At 70.2% G+C, this 17,632-nt stretch carries 19 protein-coding genes; 16 read left to right on the top strand and 3 right to left on the bottom strand.

Annotated features, from left to right (window positions below):
• Positions 1 to 141: 141 nt before the first annotated feature.
• From ACTHMS_RS03830 to ACTHMS_RS03800, 7 genes are read left to right on the top strand one after another with little or no spacing between them, the layout of a single operon-like run.
• On the top strand, positions 142 to 1,596 hold the full coding sequence (locus tag ACTHMS_RS03830) for an arabinose isomerase (protein ID WP_440305343.1): 1,455 nt from the start codon (positions 142 to 144) through the stop codon (positions 1,594 to 1,596).
• A gap of 15 nt (positions 1,597 to 1,611) precedes the next feature.
• Positions 1,612 to 2,778: an L-rhamnose isomerase gene (gene rhaI / locus ACTHMS_RS03825; RefSeq protein WP_440305342.1), complete on the top strand. Its 1,167-nt coding sequence runs from the start codon at positions 1,612 to 1,614 to the stop codon at positions 2,776 to 2,778.
• Between the two features lie 3 nt (positions 2,779 to 2,781).
• The gene (locus ACTHMS_RS03820) at positions 2,782 to 4,818 is read left to right on the top strand and encodes a bifunctional aldolase/short-chain dehydrogenase (RefSeq protein ID WP_440305341.1); all 2,037 of its coding nucleotides are present in this window, start codon (positions 2,782 to 2,784) and stop codon (positions 4,816 to 4,818) included.
• A gap of 24 nt (positions 4,819 to 4,842) precedes the next feature.
• Complete coding sequence (locus ACTHMS_RS03815; protein ID WP_440305340.1) at positions 4,843 to 6,240, top strand: rhamnulokinase; 1,398 nt, start codon at positions 4,843 to 4,845, stop codon at positions 6,238 to 6,240.
• A complete protein-coding gene (locus ACTHMS_RS03810; RefSeq protein ID WP_440305339.1) occupies positions 6,225 to 6,962 on the top strand; it encodes a (Fe-S)-binding protein in 738 nt (245 codons plus the stop codon). Before ACTHMS_RS03815 ends, ACTHMS_RS03810 begins: the two co-directional genes overlap by 16 nt.
• Positions 6,959 to 8,434, top strand: a complete 1,476-nt coding sequence (locus tag ACTHMS_RS03805; RefSeq protein ID WP_440305338.1) for a lactate utilization protein B — start codon at positions 6,959 to 6,961, stop codon at positions 8,432 to 8,434. Before ACTHMS_RS03810 ends, ACTHMS_RS03805 begins: the two co-directional genes overlap by 4 nt.
• Positions 8,431 to 9,081: a LutC/YkgG family protein gene (locus ACTHMS_RS03800; protein ID WP_440305337.1), complete on the top strand. Its 651-nt coding sequence runs from the start codon at positions 8,431 to 8,433 to the stop codon at positions 9,079 to 9,081. The genes ACTHMS_RS03805 and ACTHMS_RS03800 overlap by 4 nt, the downstream gene beginning before the upstream one ends.
• Here ACTHMS_RS03800 and ACTHMS_RS03795 read toward each other — a convergent pair.
• A complete protein-coding gene (locus ACTHMS_RS03795) occupies positions 9,057 to 9,653 on the bottom strand; it encodes a DUF6518 family protein (RefSeq protein ID WP_440305336.1) in 597 nt (198 codons plus the stop codon). The genes ACTHMS_RS03800 and ACTHMS_RS03795 overlap by 25 nt on opposite strands.
• 286 nt (positions 9,654 to 9,939) lie before the next feature.
• Here ACTHMS_RS03795 and ACTHMS_RS03790 point away from each other — a divergent pair, with 286 nt between their 5' ends.
• From ACTHMS_RS03790 to ACTHMS_RS03770, 5 genes are read left to right on the top strand one after another with little or no spacing between them, the layout of a single operon-like run.
• Positions 9,940 to 10,269, top strand: a complete 330-nt coding sequence (locus ACTHMS_RS03790) for a hypothetical protein (protein ID WP_440305335.1) — start codon at positions 9,940 to 9,942, stop codon at positions 10,267 to 10,269.
• Between the two features lies 1 nt (position 10,270).
• Complete coding sequence (locus tag ACTHMS_RS03785) at positions 10,271 to 11,239, top strand: alpha/beta hydrolase (protein ID WP_440305334.1); 969 nt, start codon at positions 10,271 to 10,273, stop codon at positions 11,237 to 11,239.
• The gene (locus tag ACTHMS_RS03780) at positions 11,236 to 11,952 is read left to right on the top strand and encodes an SDR family oxidoreductase (RefSeq protein ID WP_440305333.1); all 717 of its coding nucleotides are present in this window, start codon (positions 11,236 to 11,238) and stop codon (positions 11,950 to 11,952) included. Before ACTHMS_RS03785 ends, ACTHMS_RS03780 begins: the two co-directional genes overlap by 4 nt.
• On the top strand, positions 11,949 to 12,563 hold the full coding sequence (locus ACTHMS_RS03775) for an O-methyltransferase (protein WP_440305332.1): 615 nt from the start codon (positions 11,949 to 11,951) through the stop codon (positions 12,561 to 12,563). Before ACTHMS_RS03780 ends, ACTHMS_RS03775 begins: the two co-directional genes overlap by 4 nt.
• Positions 12,560 to 12,946: a hypothetical protein gene (locus tag ACTHMS_RS03770; RefSeq protein ID WP_440305331.1), complete on the top strand. Its 387-nt coding sequence runs from the start codon at positions 12,560 to 12,562 to the stop codon at positions 12,944 to 12,946. Before ACTHMS_RS03775 ends, ACTHMS_RS03770 begins: the two co-directional genes overlap by 4 nt.
• On the opposite strand, the gene ACTHMS_RS03765 is transcribed toward ACTHMS_RS03770, so the two are convergent.
• Positions 12,916 to 13,440 (bottom strand): SRPBCC family protein, encoded by a 525-nt coding sequence (locus ACTHMS_RS03765; protein WP_440305330.1) that lies wholly within the window; start codon positions 13,438 to 13,440, stop codon positions 12,916 to 12,918. The two genes, ACTHMS_RS03770 and ACTHMS_RS03765, sit on opposite strands and share 31 nt — an antisense overlap.
• Here ACTHMS_RS03765 and ACTHMS_RS03760 point away from each other — a divergent pair.
• The 3 genes from ACTHMS_RS03760 (at position 13,425) to ACTHMS_RS03750 (ending at position 16,243) form a co-directional block, all read left to right on the top strand.
• Positions 13,425 to 14,501, top strand: coding sequence for a LysR family transcriptional regulator (locus tag ACTHMS_RS03760; protein ID WP_440305346.1), 1,077 nt, complete (start codon positions 13,425 to 13,427; stop codon positions 14,499 to 14,501). The two genes, ACTHMS_RS03765 and ACTHMS_RS03760, sit on opposite strands and share 16 nt — an antisense overlap.
• 512 nt (positions 14,502 to 15,013) lie before the next feature.
• Positions 15,014 to 15,184, top strand: coding sequence for a VOC family protein (locus ACTHMS_RS03755; RefSeq protein WP_440305345.1), 171 nt, complete (start codon positions 15,014 to 15,016; stop codon positions 15,182 to 15,184).
• A gap of 111 nt (positions 15,185 to 15,295) precedes the next feature.
• On the top strand, positions 15,296 to 16,243 hold the full coding sequence (locus tag ACTHMS_RS03750) for an NADP-dependent oxidoreductase (protein WP_440305344.1): 948 nt from the start codon (positions 15,296 to 15,298) through the stop codon (positions 16,241 to 16,243).
• A gap of 58 nt (positions 16,244 to 16,301) precedes the next feature.
• On the opposite strand, the gene ACTHMS_RS03745 is transcribed toward ACTHMS_RS03750, so the two are convergent.
• Complete coding sequence (locus ACTHMS_RS03745; RefSeq protein ID WP_440305329.1) at positions 16,302 to 16,763, bottom strand: MarR family winged helix-turn-helix transcriptional regulator; 462 nt, start codon at positions 16,761 to 16,763, stop codon at positions 16,302 to 16,304.
• 72 nt (positions 16,764 to 16,835) lie between these two features.
• On the opposite strand from ACTHMS_RS03745, the gene ACTHMS_RS03740 reads away from it, so the two are divergent.
• The gene (locus ACTHMS_RS03740) at positions 16,836 to 17,612 is read left to right on the top strand and encodes an MBL fold metallo-hydrolase (protein ID WP_440305328.1); all 777 of its coding nucleotides are present in this window, start codon (positions 16,836 to 16,838) and stop codon (positions 17,610 to 17,612) included.
• Positions 17,613 to 17,632: the final 20 nt, after the last annotated feature.

Raw genomic sequence — 17,632 nt, 5'->3', positions numbered from 1 at the left:
CATCGGCCTCGACGGCCGCGGCCCTGACGAGGGCTTCGAGCTGCTGCGCGAGGTGTTCAACCTCGACGAGCAGCTCGCCCAGGCGGCCGACCCCGCTACCACCACCACCACCACCGACCCGAACGCCACGGAGGTGTCGTCATGACCCTGGTCGAAGAGACGCCGGCGCCGTCCGCCGCCCTGCCCCGGATCTCCGGCCGGCGCACCAAGGTCGGGCTCGTCGCGGGCGGGCTCGGCGCCTACTGGCCGCAATTCCCCGAGCTGCTGCCGCAGCTGCAGCGCTCGTCCGCTCGCGTGTCCGAGCGGATGCGCGCGATGGACTGCGACGTCGTCGACGTCGGGTTCATCTCCGACGCCGAAGAGGGCGCCCGCGCCGCCGAGACCCTGCGCGCCGCCGGCTGCGACCTCATCGTCGGCTTCCTGACCACCTACATGACCGCCTCGATGCTGGTGCCGATCGCGCAGCGCAGCGGCGCGCCCGTGCTGCTGATCAACCTGCAGCCCACCGAGGCGATGGACCACGCCAGCTTCGACACCGGACAGTGGCTCGCCTACTGCGGCGCCTGCCCGCTCCCGGAAATGGCGAACCTGTTCGAGCGCATCGGCGTCCAGTTCCGCTCGGTCTCGGGCTACCTGGAAGACGAACGGGCGTGGGCCCGGGTCGCGCGTTGGGTTCGGGCCGCCGGCGTGCGCGGTGCGCTTCGCACTGGGCGCCACGGCCTCATGGGGCACCTGTACCCCGGCATGCTCGACGTCTCGACCGACCTCACCCTTGTCCCGGCCAATCTCGGAGGCCACGTCGAAGTCTTGGAATTCGACGACCTCCGGGTACGCGTCGAGCAGGTCGGCGATACCGAAGTCGACGAGCGCATCGAGCTTGCCCGCGACCTATTCACGGTGGACAACTCGGTTGCTCTCGACGACTTCCGCTGGGCTGCCCGGGTTGCCGTCGGCCTCGACCGACTGGTCGACGACTTCACGCTCGACAGCCTCGCCTACTACCACCGCGGGCTTGCCGGCGAGCAGCACGAGCGGCTCGGTGCCGGCATGATCCTCGGCGCCTCACTGCTCACCGCTCGTGGCATCCCGACGTGCGGGGAGTTCGAGTTGCGTACGTCGCTGGCGATGCTCATCGTCGACCGGCTCGGCGGTGGCGGCTCGTTCACCGAACTACAAGCGCTCAATTTCCGCGACGACGTCGTCGAGATGGGTCACGACGGACCCGCCCACCTCGCCATCAGCGAACACAAACCGCTGCTACGCGGCCTTAGCGTCTACCACGGCAAACGCGGCTGGGGTGTGTCGGTGGAATTCGACGTCAGGCACGGTCCGGTCACCGTCGTGGGGCTGATCCAGCGCCGAGACGGGTCATTCGCGCTCGTGACATCGAGCGGCGTGGTCGTGCCGGGTCCGTTACTTCGCATCGGCAACACCACCTCTCGGGTCGACTTCGGATGTGACCCGGGCGAGTGGGTCGACAGCTGGAGCGCGACCGGCATCTCACACCACTGGGCGCTCGGCGTCGGCGATCTCGTGCCCGACATCCGTGCCACGGCCGACCTCCTCGGCCTCGAACACATCCACATCGCGCCCTAGCGCAGCGGGGGAGACATGAGCGATCAACAGGCCGCCCAGGAAGCACTCGTGCAGCAGACCATCGAACTGCCGTCGTGGGCGTTCGGCAACAGCGGTACGCGGTTCAAGGTGTTCGCCCAGCCCGGCGTCGCGCGTGACCCGTTCGAGAAGCTGGAGGACGCGGCGCGGGTGCATGCCTTCACGGGTGTTGCGCCGCGCGTCTCGTTGCACATCCCGTGGGATCGCGTCGACGACTACGGCAAGCTGGCCGCCCACGCGTCCGATCTCGGGGTCTCGATCGGTGCGATCAATTCGAACCTGTTCCAGGACGACGAGTACAGGCTGGGTTCGCTGACGCATCCGGACGCCGCGGTGCGTCGGCGGGCGGTCGCCCATCACGCCGAGTGTGTCGAGGTCATGCGGGCGACCGGGTCGACCGATCTCAAGCTCTGGCTGCCGGACGGGATCAACTACCCGGGGCAGGACGACCTGCGGGCGAGGCAGGAGCGGTTGGCCGAGTCGCTGCGCGAGATCTACGCGCTGCTCGACCCCGAGCACCGGCTGCTGCTCGAGTACAAGTTCTTCGAGCCGTACTTTTACGCGATGGACATCCCCGACTGGGGCACGTCACTGGTGCACTGTCTCGAGCTCGGCGAGCGGGCGCAGGTCGTCCTCGACACGGGGCATCACGCGCCCGGGACGAACATCGAGTTCATCGTGATGCAGCTGGTGCGGCTCGGCCGGCTCGGCGCGTTCGACTTCAACTCGCGCAACTATGCCGACGACGACCTCATCGTCGGGTCGGCCGACCCGTTCCAGCTGTTCCGGATCATGCACGAGATCGTCACCGCCGACGTCCTGAAGCCTGCGTCCGGCATCAATTTCATGCTCGACCAGTGCCACAACATCGAGGCGAAGATCCCCGGTCAGATCCGCTCGGTGATGAACGTGCAGGAAGCGACCGCGAAGGCGCTGCTCGTCGACCGTGACGCCCTGCGTCACGCCCAGCGCGACGGTGACGTGCTCGGCGCGAATGCGGTGCTGATGGATGCCTACAACAGCGATGTGCGGCCGATGCTCGCCGACGTGCGCGCGTCCCAGGGCCTCGACGCGGACCCGTACCACGCCTATCTCCGCTCCGGTCATCAAGAGCGGATCCGATCCGAACGAGTCGGTGGCCACCAGGCCGGCTGGGGAGCGTAATCAATGTCGAACTATGTCGTCCGCGAACTGATCGAGCGGTCGAACCGCCTCGGCGCGGATCCGAGGAACACCAACTACGCCGGCGGCAACACCTCGGCCAAGGGCGTCGAGACCGACCCGGTGACAGGGCAGCCGGTCGAGCTGGTCTGGGTCAAGGGCTCCGGCGGTGACCTCGGCACGCTGACCCAGCAGAACCTCGCGGTGCTGCGGCTGGATCGCCTGCGCTCGCTGGTCGATGTCTACCCGGGTGTCGAGCGCGAGGACGAGATGGTCGCCGCCTTCGACCACTGCCTGTTCGGCAAGGGCGGTGCGGCGCCGTCGATCGACACGGCGATGCACGGCCTCGTGGATGCGCCGCACGTCGACCACCTGCACCCCGACTCGGGCATCGCGATCGCCACCGCGGCGGACGGTGAGAAGCTCACCGAGCAGATCTTCGGCGACAGGGTCGTCTGGGTGCCGTGGCGCCGGCCCGGCTTCCAGCTCGGGCTCGACATCGCGGCGATCAAGGCCGAGAACCCGCAGGCCGTCGGCTGCATCCTCGGTGGCCACGGCATCACGGCGTGGGGTGCGACCAGCGAGGAGGCCGAGCGGAACTCGCTGTGGATCATCGGCACTGCCGCCGCACACATCACCGAGCACTCGGTGCCCGAGCCGTTCGGTGCCGTGCTGTCGGGATACGAGGCGCTGCCGGCCGACGAGCGGCGTGCGCGTGCCGCCGCGCTGGCGCCGACGATCCGCTCGATCGCCTCGCAGGACAAGCGGATGGTCGGGCACTTCACCGACAGCGACGTCGTGCTCGACTTCCTCACCCGTGAGGAGCACCCGCGCCTCGCCGCGCTGGGCACGTCGTGCCCCGACCACTTCCTTCGGACGAAGGTGAAGCCGCTCGTCCTCGACCTGCCCGCCGCGACATCTGTCGAGCAGGCCATCGCCCGCCTGCGCGAGCTGCACGCCGACTACCGGGCCGACTACCAGGCCTACTACGACCGGAACGCGACGCCCGACAGCCCGGCCATCCGTGGCGCCGATCCGCTGATCGTGCTGGTGCCTGGAGTCGGCATGTTCAGCTTCGGTAAGGACAAGCATACCGCTCGCGTGGCCAGCGAGTTCTACGTCAACGCCATCAACGTGATGCGCGGCGCCGAGGGTCTCTCGTCGTACGCGCCGATCGACGAGGCCGAGAAGTTCCGCATCGAGTACTGGGCGCTCGAGGAGGCCAAGCTGCAGCGCATGCCGGCGCCGAAGCCGCTCGCCGGGCGCATCGCGCTCGTCACGGGTGCTGCGTCCGGGATCGGTCGGGCCATCGCCCAGCGTTTCGCCGCGGAGGGCGCGTGCGTTGTCATCGCCGACCTCGACCTCGCGAAGGCACGCAATGCCGCAGCGGCGATCGGGTCGACGGATGTTGCAGTGGGCGTGCGGGTCGATGTCAGTGACGAGGCGGCCGTCGAGGCAGCGGTCGCGGAGGCGCTGCTTGCCTTCGGTGGCCTCGACCTTGTGGTCAACAACGCGGGTCTGTCGCTGTCGAAGGCGCTGCTCGAGACGACCGTCGCCGACTGGGACCTGCAGCACAACGTGATGGCGAAGGGCTCGTTCCTCGTCGCACGCACCGCGGCGAAGGCGATGATCGACCAGCGGCTCGGCGGCGACATCGTCTACATCTCGAGCAAGAACTCCGTCTTCGCCGGCCCCAACAACATCGCCTACTCGGCGACCAAGGCCGACCAGGCCCACCAGGTGCGGCTGCTCGCCGCCGAGCTCGGTGAGCACGGCATCCGCGTCAACGGCATCAACCCCGACGGTGTCGTGCAGGGCTCCGGCATCTTCGCCGCCGGCTGGGGCGCCAACCGCGCGGCCGTCTACGGCGTCGACGAGCAGGATCTCGGCAAGTTCTACGCGCAGCGCACCATCCTCAAGCGCGAGGTGCTGCCCGAACACGTGGCCGCGGCGACGTTCGCGCTCGTCGGGCCCGACCTGACGCAGACGACAGGCCTGCACATTCCGGTCGACGCCGGCGTGCCGGCCGCGTTCCTGCGATGAGCCGGCACCGATGAGCAGGCACCCATGAGCACCGTCGCGGCCGTCGACCTCGGCGAGTCGAGCGGGCGGGTGATGGTCGGCGAGGTCGACGCCGACCGGCTGCACCTCGACGCCGTCGCCCGGTTCGTGAACGAGCCGGTCGCGCTCCCCGACGGGTTGCACTGGAACGTGCTCGAGCTCCACCGGCAGGCGGTGGCCGGCCTGCGCACGGCGGTGGCCCGGCACGACGTCAGCAGCGTCGGCATCGACTCCTGGGCCGTCGACTACGGCCTGCTGCGCGGCGACCGGCTGCTCGGCCTGCCCTACCACTACCGCGACGCACGCTGCGCCGCCGGCGTCGACCGGGTGCATGCGATCGTGTCGCACGCGGAGCTGTACGGACGCAACGGCCTGCAGTTCCTGCCGTTCAACACCGTCTACCAACTCGCAGCCGACGACTGGACGCGCGACGCCGAGCACCTGCTGCTGATACCCGACCTCATCGGGCACTGGCTCACCGGTGCGTTCGTCGCCGAGCGCACCAACGCCTCGACCACCGGCCTCCTGCGGCTGACGACGGGGGAGTGGGACGCCGACCTGGCTGAGCGTGTCGGTCTGCCGCCGTCGCTGCTGCCGCCGCTGGTCGATCCGGGAACGGAGGTCGGCAGTCTGCGGCCGGCACTGGGCCTGGGCGGGGCGCGGCTCGTTGCGGTCGGGTCGCACGACACCGCCTCGGCGGTGGTCGGCGTGCCGATGACGGGCGACGACGCCGCCTACATCTCCTGCGGCACCTGGGGCCTCGTGGGCGTCGAGCTCGACCGGCCGGTGCTCACCGAGGCCGCGCGGGCGGCGAACTTCACCAACGAGGGCGGCGTCGACGGCCGAATCCGCTTCCTGACCAACGTTATGGGCACGTGGCTGCTCTCCGAGACGATGCGGACCTGGGGGACCGACCTCGCGCCGCTGCTCGCGGCCGCCGCCGACGTGCCCTCGACCGTGCCGGTGTTCGACGTGCAGGACGCGCGCTTCGCGGCGACTGGCGACATGCCGTCGCGCATCGCCGCCTGGTTCGCCGAGCGCGATGCGGTTGCGCCGAGCGACCGGGCGACGCTGGTGCGCAGCATCATCGAAAGCCTCGCGACCGCCTACGCGCGCGCACTCGACACGGCGGCCGACCTTTCGGGGCGGCGCATCGGCCGCGTACACGTCGTCGGCGGCGGCGCGCTGAACGGCCTGTTGTGCCAGGCCGTCGCCGACCACAGCGGACTGCCGGTGATCGCCGGACCGGTCGAGGCGACGGCCCTGGGGAACGTGCTGGTGCAGGCGCGAGCGGTCGGCACGATCACCGGTGACCTCGAGACACTCCGCGATCTCGTCGCCCGCACCCAGGCCTTGCAGCACTTCGAACCACGCGTCAGGGTGGGTCGATGCGCGTCGCACTGATGATCACCTGCTTCAACGACGCACTGTTCCCCGACACCGGGAAGGCCGTGCTCACCGTGCTGCGCCGGCTCGGGGTCGAGGTCGACTTCCCGGCGGCGCAGGCGTGTTGTGCGCAGCCGATGGTGAACACCGGGTACCTGGACGAGGCGGTGCCGGTGGTGCGGAACTTCGTCCGCGCATTCGAGGGGTATGACGCGATCGTCGCGCCGTCGGGGTCGTGTGCGGGGTCGATCCGCCATCAGCACGGGTTGGTGGCGCGGCGCAGCGGCGACGCGGGGTTGGCGACCGCCGTCGCCCGGTTGGCGCCGCGGTCATACGAGTTCAGCGAGTTCCTCGTCGATGTGCTGGGTGTGGAGGATGTGGGTGCGTCGTTCCCGCATCGCGTCACCTTCCACCCGACGTGCCATTCGCTGCGGATGCTGGGCGTCGGTGACCGGCCGCAACGTTTGTTGCGGAAAGTGCACGGGCTGCAGTTGGTCGACCTGCCGGCCGCGGGGGAGTGTTGCGGGTTCGGCGGCACATTCGCGGTGAAGAACGCCGACACCTCCATCGCGATGGGCGCCGACAAGGCACGTCGCGTGCTCGAGACCGGTGCCGAAGTGCTGGTGGCGGGCGACAACTCGTGTCTCATGCACATCGGCGGCATCCTGTCGCGGCAGCGCGCGGGCGTGCGGGTGATGCACCTGGCCGAGGTGCTGGCCAGCCACGAGGGCGCGGCATGACCGCCACATTCCTGGGCATGCCGCCGTTCCCCGAGGCCGCGCGGGCCGCGCTGGCCGACACCCAGCTGCGGCGCAACCTCGCGGCGGCGACCTCGACGATCCGCGCCAAGCGGGCCGCGGTCGTCGGCGAGGTGCCGCACTGGGAGCAGTTGCGGGTCGCGGGTGCGGCGATCAAGGACGAGGTGCTGCTGCACCTCGACGCCTACCTGATGCAGCTCGAGGCCGCGCTCGAGGCGAACGGGGCGACGGTGCACTGGGCCCGCGACGCCGCCGAGGCCAACGCCATCGTCGCCGACCTCGCCGCCGCCCACGGCCTCGACGAGATCGTCAAGGTCAAGTCGATGGCCACGCAGGAGATCGGCCTCAACGAGGCGCTCGCCGCGCGGGGCATCGCCGCGTGGGAAACCGATCTGGCCGAGCTGATCGTGCAGCTCGGTGACGACCTGCCCTCGCACATCCTGGTGCCGGCGATCCACCGCAACCGAGCCGAGATCCGCGAGATCTTCGCCCGGTCGATGGCCGCCGCGGGCCGGCCCGCACCGGACGACCTCACCGACGACCTTACGGCGCTGGCGGGCGCGGCACGGCTGCACCTGCGCGAGAAGTTCCTCCGCGCCCGCATGGCCGTGAGCGGCGCGAACTTCGCCGTCGCCGAGACCGGGTCGCTGGTGGTGGTCGAGAGCGAGGGCAACGGACGCATGTGCCTGACGCTGCCCGAGGTGCTGGTCTCGGTCGTCGGGATCGAGAAGATCGTGCCGACCTTCGCCGATCTCGACGTCTTCCTGCAGCTGCTGCCGCGCTCGTCGACCGGTGAGCGGATGAACCCCTACACCTCGATCTGGTCAGGGGCCACGCCCGGCGACGGCCCACAGGAGGTGCACGTGGTGCTGCTCGACAACGGCCGCACCCGCGCGCTCGCCGACGAGGTCGGCCGGCAGGCGCTGCGCTGCATCCGGTGCTCGGCCTGCCTCAACGTCTGCCCGGTCTACGAACGCGCCGGCGGGCACGCCTACGGCTCGGTGTACCCGGGACCCATTGGGGCGATCCTCACCCCGCTGCTGCGCGGCGTCGGCGCCGACGAGCAGACCGACTCGCTGCCCTACGCCTCCAGCCTGTGCGGCGCCTGCTACGAGGTCTGCCCGGTGCGCATCGACATCCCCGCGGTGCTCGTCGACCTGCGCGCGCAGGTCGTCGACGCCCACCGCGGGCAGCGACCACCGAAGCCCGAGGCGCTCGCGATGCGCGCCGCGGCCCACACCCTCTCGTCCGGTCAGCGCCTCGACCGGGCCGAACGGCTCACCGGCCTGGCCGGCAGGCTGCTCGAACGCTTCGGTCGTGTCCGTCTGCCGGGCGGGCGCCGTGGTGTCCGTCGGCTGCCCGGCCCCGGCGCACGGTGGACGTCCGCCCGCGACCTCCCCGCGCCGCCGTGCGAGTCGTTCCGCTCCTGGTTCCGCCGCGAGGAGTCAGGGTGAGCGCCCGCGACGACATCCTCGCCCGCGTCCGGTCCGCGCTCGCCGGCGCGCCGCGCGACCACCTGCCCATCGACCGCGCCTACCGGCACGCCACGGCGCCCGTCGACGTCGTCGACCGCTTCGTCGAACGGGTCGCCGACTACCGCGCCGACGTGCGTCGCGTCGACGAGGCCGACCTGCCCGCCGCCCTGGCCGAGGCGCTCGCCGGCGCCACCACCGTCGTCCCCGCCGGCTTCCCCTGGCCGGTCGAGCACGGCGTCGCCGACGCCGGGCTCACCGACGCAGACCTCGACCGCCTCGACGCCGTCGTCACCACCGCCACCGTCGGCATCGCCGAGACCGGCACCATCGTCCTCGACCACGGCCCCGGCCAAGGACGACGGGCGCTCACCCTCGTCCCCGACCGGCACATCTGCGTCATCCGGCGCGACCAGATCGTCCCCGACGTGCCCGACGCCATCGCCGCCCTCGACCCGAGCCGCCCACAGACCTGGATCAGCGGACCCTCCGCCACCAGCGACATCGAACTGCAACGCGTCGAAGGCGTCCACGGCCCGCGCGTTCTGTCAGTGCTCCTGGTGTCGCCGCACGGAGGTCGAGTGCAGCCGATGCGCGTCGAAGATCAACCGTCGAGGCTGAGCCAATAGAGGCCGAGCACAACAATGGCCGCCGCCAGCGTGGTCACGACCGCCGTTGCGCGGTGACGTGTACCGGACGCCGCGCGGACCGTCACCACAGCTGCAGCGGCGCCAGCGACGCCGACCTCGGAGGCACCCTGCCCAACGTTGGCCAACTCGAGAACGGCATACATCCCTTCGCCGATAACGATGCCGCAGACGGCGGCCGGTGCAGCGGCGCGAGAAGCACCGGCGCCATGTCGCGCGTAGTGGGCGCACGCGCCGACGAGCGGACCGATGACGACGGCGGCCGATATCCACAGGCCTCGTTCTGAGCTTGTGGTCGCGATGCCACGAAGCGGCGAAGCGATCGCGTAGTAGCCCAGGACTTCTCCGAGCAGGCTCAGCAGTCCGGCCACCGCCCCTCGGACTGGTGTTGGCGCGTTCATCACCGAGAGCAGGAACGCCGCCACGGCCCAGACAGCACCCGAGTTCGCCAAGAAGTTGGTTGCTGCAGGCAGAACCCCCTGGAGCCAGGACGTTGCTACGCCGATGGCGAGACCGGCAGCGAAGATGCCTGTCAACTGCCACGTCGCCGGCACTGCCGCGCGAGGTCGCTGTCGCGGCGCCGGAGTACTGCTACCACCCGCAGCATGCCGGCACTTCAAGGTTCCTCCGAGTGCCCGCACGAGGTGCGCCTGCGAATGGAATGGATGGGTCGACGAGGTCGGGTGCGCAGACGCGACCCGAGAGTGCGAACGCGTGTCGTCATCGAAGACTACGCAGCTCCGCACTGCTTCGGAGAGCCCCGACGCCGGCCGACCGGGAGAGCTCACGACTCCGTCGAGAGCTGTTCACGGAGGGAGTCGTCGGCCGCTGAAGGCGACCGTGGCGATAGGCGTCCGTTATCGCAGATCGATGTTGGCGATATCGATCGCTGTTGCGTTCCATGCCTATGTGGCCACGTTGCAAGTCGAACCCATCCTGTCCGATCCGTCCACGATGCCAGTCGCCGGCTCGCTCGTCATCGGAACAACCGGCGTGGTGGTCGATGTCCCGACCGACACCCACGAATATCTCGACACCTCCGACCTCGCACCGGAAGCACGTGGCGACGAAGCCGACCCCGCCGTCCGAATGAACGAGCGATACCCGCAGCGGGCGTTGCCGCTGATCCTGCAGTTGAGCGCGCAGGCAGCGTCCGGTTCGGAGCACTGACATGGCCGGAATCGAGCATGCGGGCAGCCGCCACGGGCGATACAGCGTCGAACCGGTCAGCTTCCGCAGCGGTGAGCTCGTGCTGCGAGGCAATCTGTACGTGCCGTCGGAGCTGGATGAGCCGGCTTCGGCGGTGCCCATCCTCGGCCCGTACTGCTTCGTGAAGGAGCAGGCGCCGGTGCAGTACGCGACACGGCTCGCGGACGAGGGCTTCGTCACCCTCGCGTTCGACGCGGCCCATCACGGCGCAAGTGACGGGGAACCCCGCCGGTTCGAGGACCCGTTGGCCAAGGTGGCCGACGTCCGTGCGGCGTTGGACTTCCTGTCCTCGCGTCCCGAGGTGGACGCCGACCGGCTCGCAGTCTTGGGGGTCTGCGAGGGGTCGTCGGAAATGTTGCGGGTCGCGGTCGACGACCCTCGTGTCACCTCGATCGCCACAGTCAGCGGTCACTACCGCGATGCCGACAACGATGTCGAACTGGCCGGAGGCGAGGCGTTGGCGGCCGGTGAGATCGCGCGTGCGGCGGTGACCGACCGCCTGCAGGCGCGGAGGGAACGCGGCGCTGCCGCGCTCGCCCGGTACGAGGAGGACGGGCAGGTCGAGTACGGCGCGATCGTTGATCCGGTGCGGACGGACGTTGCGCTGCCGTGGCGGATGATCTGGGACTGGTACCACGGCTGGGCCGACCGCGGCCTGTGGGAGAACCGGTACGCCCTGATGAGCGACGTGCCGTACTTCGCCTTCGAGTCGCTGACCGCGGCCGAGCAGTTGCGGAAGCCGTTACTGATGGTGCACGCCGACTTCTGCGACGGCCCGGACTCGGCGCGGCGTCACTTCGCGGCGGTGCCGGGGACGGACAAGCGCCTGGTCTGGCAGGGCGAGAACTCGCACTTCCAGTACTACGAGGATCCCGCGGTGATCGATCATGCCGTGGGCCTCGCCGCTGCGTGGTTCCGGGATCACCAGTGACTCGCCCGGCTCCTGCACTGCTGATTACCGGCGCCACCGGCGGGATCGGTGCAGCGACCGCGCGCGCTGCCCGGGCGGCGGGCTGGCGTCTCGTGCTGCTGGCCAGGTCTGCGGCGGTGGAGGCGCTGGCCGGCGAACTCGGCGGCGATACGGTCGCGCGGGCGGTCGTCGGCGACGTCACCGACCCCGCGGTCCTCGAGCGTGCGGTCACGATTGCGGTTGACGATTTCGAGGGCCTCGACGCCGCGTTCGCGAATGCCGGCATGACGGCCGGGCCCCGGCAGTACCGACCCGGCGCCGCCGAGGCGTCCGTCGACGGCTGGCGTGACATGGTGCTGACCAACGTCCTCGGTGTCGCGCTGACCGTCCGAGCCGCCGCGGAGGCCCTGATCGCCTCGCGCGGTCGATTGGTGATCACCGGCTCCGTCCTGGGCCGGTACGCCATGGCCTCGTCGTTCTACTCCGCGACCAAGCACGCCGTCGCCGGCATCGCCGAAACAGCCCGCCTGGAACTGCTCGGCACCGGGGTGGGCGTCACCCTGATCGCGCCGGGCCCGGTCGCCACTACCTTCACCGGCGCGTCTGCGACGGCGAACGGCGGCGCGACACTGACCAGTGAGGACGTCGCGCGCACCGTGCTGTTTGCGCTGGATCAGCCGGTCGGCGTCGAGATCAACGAGATCCTGTTCCGCCCGCACGGGGCGACGCCGTGACCGCCGACCCTGCCGTTGTCGCCGACGCGTTGGTCCTGGCCGTCGAGGACGGCCTACGCCGGCGCGACCACAGGGATCCGTATTTGTCGGTGCGCGCCGCGACGGACACGCACCGCCACGACCATGGTTGCTGGGCCTACCCGTACCAGGACGGCACCGTGCTCGGCGCGGTCGCCGCCGCGGCGAAGCCGGCCAGGGTCCTCGAACTGGGCACCGCGCTCGGGTACACCTCGTGCTGGTGGGCGTCGCGCGGCGCGCACGTCGACACCATCGAGCGCGACCCGCTGCACGTGCAGCTGGCCCGCGAAAACATCGAACGCGCCGGCCTCCGAGCCTCGGTCACGGTGCACGAGGGGGACTTCGACATGGTTGTTCCCTCGCTCACCGGACCGTTCGACCTGATCTTCTTCGACGGCTACGAGCCTCCGGCGCGCCTGCTCGAGCAGGTGACCGGCTCGCTGCGCGAGCACGGCGTGGTGGTCACGACGAATCTCGACCTGGGGGAGCGGCGCGCGCGATCTCGACTCGGGTCTGCGGACGGCTGGTCGACCCGTTTCGTGGCCGACCTCGCCTTGAGTGTCAGGGCGCCTGCCGCAGGACGGCGACCGTGAACCGCGACGATGCGGCCGCGGTGGTCCGCCGCTACTACAAGGCGTTCCAGGCCGGTGATGCCGTCGCGGTCCACGAGGCGCTCGGCAGGGTGCTCGCGCCGGAGTTCGTTCTGGACAGCCCGATCGTCCGGGACCGGCTGGGCGCGCCGGCCACGGGAGCTCAGGGCGCCGCGATCGCCGTGCAGGCAGCGGTCCTGCTGCAGCACGCCGAGGTGACGTCACTGCACTTCACCATCGACGGCGCCGCAGTGGTGGCCCTGATCCGGTTCCCGACGCCGGCAGGCGCCGTCTGGCAGTCCGAACACTTCCAGCTCGATCCGGCCACCGGCACCATCACAGGCCTGCGTTCCTTCTATGACCCGAGGCCACTGCTGTCGCGCTGAGGCGGCGGCTCATCCGCCGTGCCGGTCTTCTCGACGTAGCGCTGCAGCTCCTCGAAGCTCGCGGGCAGTCGCCGCCGGAACGACAGCATGATCAGCGGCGCGAGAAGACGCCCAACACCGGACGGTGCGAAGCGCACGTATTGACAGACCTGCGTGCCCTCGGCGGTCGCAGCAACGCGGTAGGTGTGGTCGAACCCGCCGAGCCGAATCGCCGTCCCCGGTAGCCTCATCACACTGTGATGGGTGAACTGTTCGTCCGGCACGACATCGACGAAGGTGACCTCGGCCCGACCGGAGCCCTTGAAGCGGCCGGTCAGGCGTGTCCCTGAGGTGATCGGTCCGGGCGGGTCGATAAAGGCTTCGAGATACAGCGAGTTCCACCGCAGCTGCTCCGCCGGCTCCAGCAGCATCCGATACACGTCGGCGAGGTCGGCCTTGATCACCCGTTCGCCCTGGAGCTGGTGCCGGCCTGGGCGTGATGTGCGAGCGGTCATCGGTCGGCGTGACCTTTCGTCGATGTCCGCACGGCGGATGGGCTGCCTCTGATTCCCGAGACCGGCTCGTGGACGCCCGCCCGCTTCAAGTCAACTGCCACGACGGCGCCCGGGCAATACCGATTCGCGATCGGTGCGCCCTATGGGCGGTCACCGCCGCGATGCCGGATGCTGGACCGGTGGAAGCTGACCTGCGGCGCCTGAGGGTGTTCCTCGCGGTCGCCGACACCCTGCACTTCGGGCGGGCCGGCGAGCGTCTGCGGCTGGCGCAGCCCTCGATCAGCCAGCAGGTCGCCCGGCTCGAACGGCAACTCGGGCTGCGCCTGTTCGTGCGCACACCGCGCGGTGTCACCCTGACCGTTGCCGGTGAGCGCCTCGTGCAACACGTCGGGCCGGCGGTCCGCGCCCTCGACCAAGCGCTCGAGACGTTCGCGGCAGCAGGCGGCGACCAGACGTTGCGGGTCGGCGCGCTGTCCTCGCTCGCCTCGTCGCTCGTGCCCTCCGCCGTCCCGGACGTATCGACCCTGGCATCCCGGGTGAGCATCAACGAGGGGTCGTTGTCGCAGCTGCTGCAGCGGCTGCTCGCCGGCGACCTCGACGTTGTCTTCTGCTACGCGACCGCCGACGCACGCGTGCTGGACGGCGGCGCCGTCCAGCGGCTCGACGAGCGGCCGACACAAGTCGCGATGCCAGCAACCGATCCGCTCGCCGGCTGCGACGAGATCGCCTGGGCCGAGGCGGCCGCGCGGCCCTGGGTCATGCCGTCAGCGAGCCGCCACTACTACGAGGACATGCTCGAGCGGTTTACGCGCCGTGGCCTGGAGGCGCGGGTCGTCGCTGAGGCGACCACCTTGTCCGGACAGCTCGCGCTGGTCGCAGCAGGTATCGGCTGGACCTTCACCTCACCCTGGACACCGGTGCCGGCCGGCGTCCAGTGCGGGACGCTGGCCGATGGCGACCGCATCGAGCTGTTGGCCGTGACCCGCACGCTCGGCCTCGGGGTGCACGGGCGAGCGCTGATCGACGCTGTCGCGGCGCGTGCTGTTGCGTTCGGCAGCTGAACGTCCGTCCGCCCAAAAGCTGTCGTCTCGCGGCGCCCCGTCACCGCAGCACGGCGTGCATCGTCAACGGCACCTGCACCCTCCGCGAAGGGCCCCTGATCGGCGCTACGACGGTCAGCAGCCCCCATGGAACGCACACAGCGCAGGCCAACACACGCTGACTCCGCCGCGCACCGGCGGCCCTACTTGTGCGGCGGGCGCTGTTCCTGCACATTGCACGTGTAATAGTTGGACAATCCCACGATTGGCGATTCCCGTGATCAGTGCACGGCTGCCGGATACCTCAGCCGGGCCGATCGTCACTGTCATGCTGATCAGTGCCGACGTGGCTCGAGCTGCCACGTTCTACCGCCAGGTGCTCGGCGGCGAGGTGGTGCTCGACGGGCCTCCGCCGGTGTTGCGCCTAGGCAACCTCTGGGTGCAGATCGCCGAGCAAGGGGGGGCCGACGCCGGACAAGCCGGGTGTATTCGCCGTCGCGCCGGAGCCGAACCGGTTCAGTGCCGCGCTCAACATCCGCGTCGGCGACATCGACGCGACCGTCGCGGCCTGGACGGCTGCCGGCGCGACGTTCCTGACGCCGCCCATGCCGGTCCCGTCGGCACGACGGTGCTTCCTTCGGGATCCCGACGGAAGGCTCATCGAGCTGGCCCAACTCGACCCTGTCCCCGCAGCGGACCGGTGACCTCGACAAAAGCGCAACGACGTCGCTCGGCAACGCTCACCGCCGCACACTCGACGGCCCACAGCCGCCCGACCCGCATTCACCATCTCGACCACGACGTAAAGGAGTGACCTGAGGCGCCGCATCGCTCTTGCCGACTACGGCACCCCACCCCGGCTGGTCTGGCAGGACCTCGACCGTGCCGACCCCGGCCCCGGGATCGTCGCCGTCCGGGTCGAGGCCGTCGGCCTCAACCCGATCGACGCCAAGATCGCGCGCGGCGATATGGCCGCCATGATGCCGCTGCCGCTGCCCGCACCGATCGCCTCGGATCTGGCCGGCGTCGTCATCGCTGTCGGCGAAGGCGTCACTGACGTCGCGGTCGGAGATCCCGTCCTCGGCATGGTCGGCGGCGCCCTCGGCGACACCGTCCTAACACCCAGCGGCACGCTGACCCGCCGACCGGCCAGTGTCCCGGTAACCGCCGCCGCCGTCGCGTCGATGGTGGGGCTCACCTCGGCGACCATCCTCCGCAACCTCCACAGCACGGGAGGGCACACCGGCGAACACGCATTGGTCATCGGAGCGAGCGGCGGCATCGGACGCTTCCTTCTCCCGCAGCTGCGCGACCTCGGCTTCGTCGTCACCGCGACCGGCGCTCCGGCCGATGAGGCCCGCCTTCACCGCGCCGGTGCCGCGATAGTGCTCGACTACCGCGGCGGTGACCTGCCGAGCCAACTCCACGCGATCCGTCCCCAAGGGTTCGACCTCGTCATCGACATGGTCAACCAGCTCGGCGACCTGCTCACCAGCGCCGCGTTGGTCCGCGCCGGCGGCCAGCTTGTCAGCACCCTGTTCGGTCCCGAGCCGGAACATTTCGGACGCGAACTCACCGTCACCTACATCCGCAACGAGCCCGACCGTGCTGCCTTGGCGCAGGTCGCTCAACTCCTCGCCGACGGGATTGTCGAACTCGAGGCCGACCACGTCGTCGACGCCTCGGACGCGATCGACGCGTTCGCCGACTACGCCACGGCACGGCTCACCGGCAAGGTCGCGATCCGATTCGCGTCACCATGACCAGAGTGAGGCGTGCCGCGGCGGCTGCCCGCGCTCCGCGCCGGGGCTTGACGGATCGTCAGACGTCGGGGCAGTGATGGAACAGCAGCTGCCGCAACGTTGCCTCGAACTCCGACGCCTGGTCGGCGGCCAGCGGTTCGAGCAGCCGCCGCCGCGCTGCTTGTGCCGCCGCACGGCCACGACGCAGCGCCGTCCGGCCATCGGCCGTCAACGCCACCACCTGCCGTCGCCGATCACGCGCGTCGCGGGTTCGCGTGATCAGGCTGGCGGCCTCGAGCCGGTCGAGGATCGTCACCAGATCGCTCGGGTCATAGCCGGCCGCGAGCGCCAACTCCCGCTGCGATGCGTCGGTGTGCGCCGAGACCGTCTCCAACGTCGCGTACTCACCGAGCACCAGCCCCAGCTGAGCCAGGTTCTGCTCCAACCAGGACCGGGCGACTCGACTCAACCGAGCCATCGCCCACGACGGCAACAAGGTCAATCGCTCCGGCGCCGCTGACGCAGGCGGCCACATGCTCATGAACCGCGACCCTAACCGAGACCGACCGCAGTCGTTGTCCACGCCGGCCGCAGCCAGGACGAGGAGCTCAGCGTGACCGCAAGTGAACCGGCCACGATCGACGCGTCGCCATGGACGATGCACGTCGTCAACACCGGCACCAGTCACTACCCGCGCTCCGTGCTGTACCCCACCGACTCGGTCCACGCCCAACCGTCCACGATTCCCGTGCCGAACAACGCAGTGTTGCTCACCGACGGACAGCACACGGCGCTGCTGGACACGGGACTGCCGGGCGACCCCGAACCGCCCCTGCTGGAAGCGATGCGGCGACTTCCAGTCGATCCCGCCGCGGTCGACGCCGTCGTGCTGACGCATTTCCACCCGGACCACCTCGGCGGCCTGCTCGCCGCCAGCGGCCGCGTCAACTTCCCGAACGCGCGCATCGTCGTGCACCGCGCCGAATGGGAGTACTTCGCCGACGAAGATAACCTCGCTCTCCATCAGGGGCGCGTTACGGACACCGTCCGAGCCATCCGCCCGATCCTGCGTTCCGCCGACCCCGAGCTCGTCGACGACGCGGCGGAGCCGCTGCCCGGTGTCCTGATCGGGCGGCGGCCGGCCACACGCCCGGCCACGTCGTCGTCGAGATCGGCCACCCGGCGCGGGTGCTCTACATCGCAGACCTCGTTGCCGAACAACGGCAACTCAACGATCTCGGCCTGCGGTCAGGGTTCGACCGCGACCACGACCGAGCAGCGCGCACTAGACGTCGTGTACTCGACGCTGCTCGTGACGCCGGTCTGCGTGTCGTCGGAGCGCACCTCGACGCTCGGTGGTGACGCGCAGACGACGAGCCGAACGTCATGAATACAGGACTTGGCGAGACC

The organism is Jatrophihabitans sp. (assembly GCF_051960575.1).
In the GTDB taxonomy this organism is placed as follows: domain Bacteria; phylum Actinomycetota; class Actinomycetes; order Mycobacteriales; family Jatrophihabitantaceae; genus JBQCEE01.
Note: the sequence above shows the minus strand (reverse complement) of the source record. Positions and strands in the feature narration are given on the sequence as shown.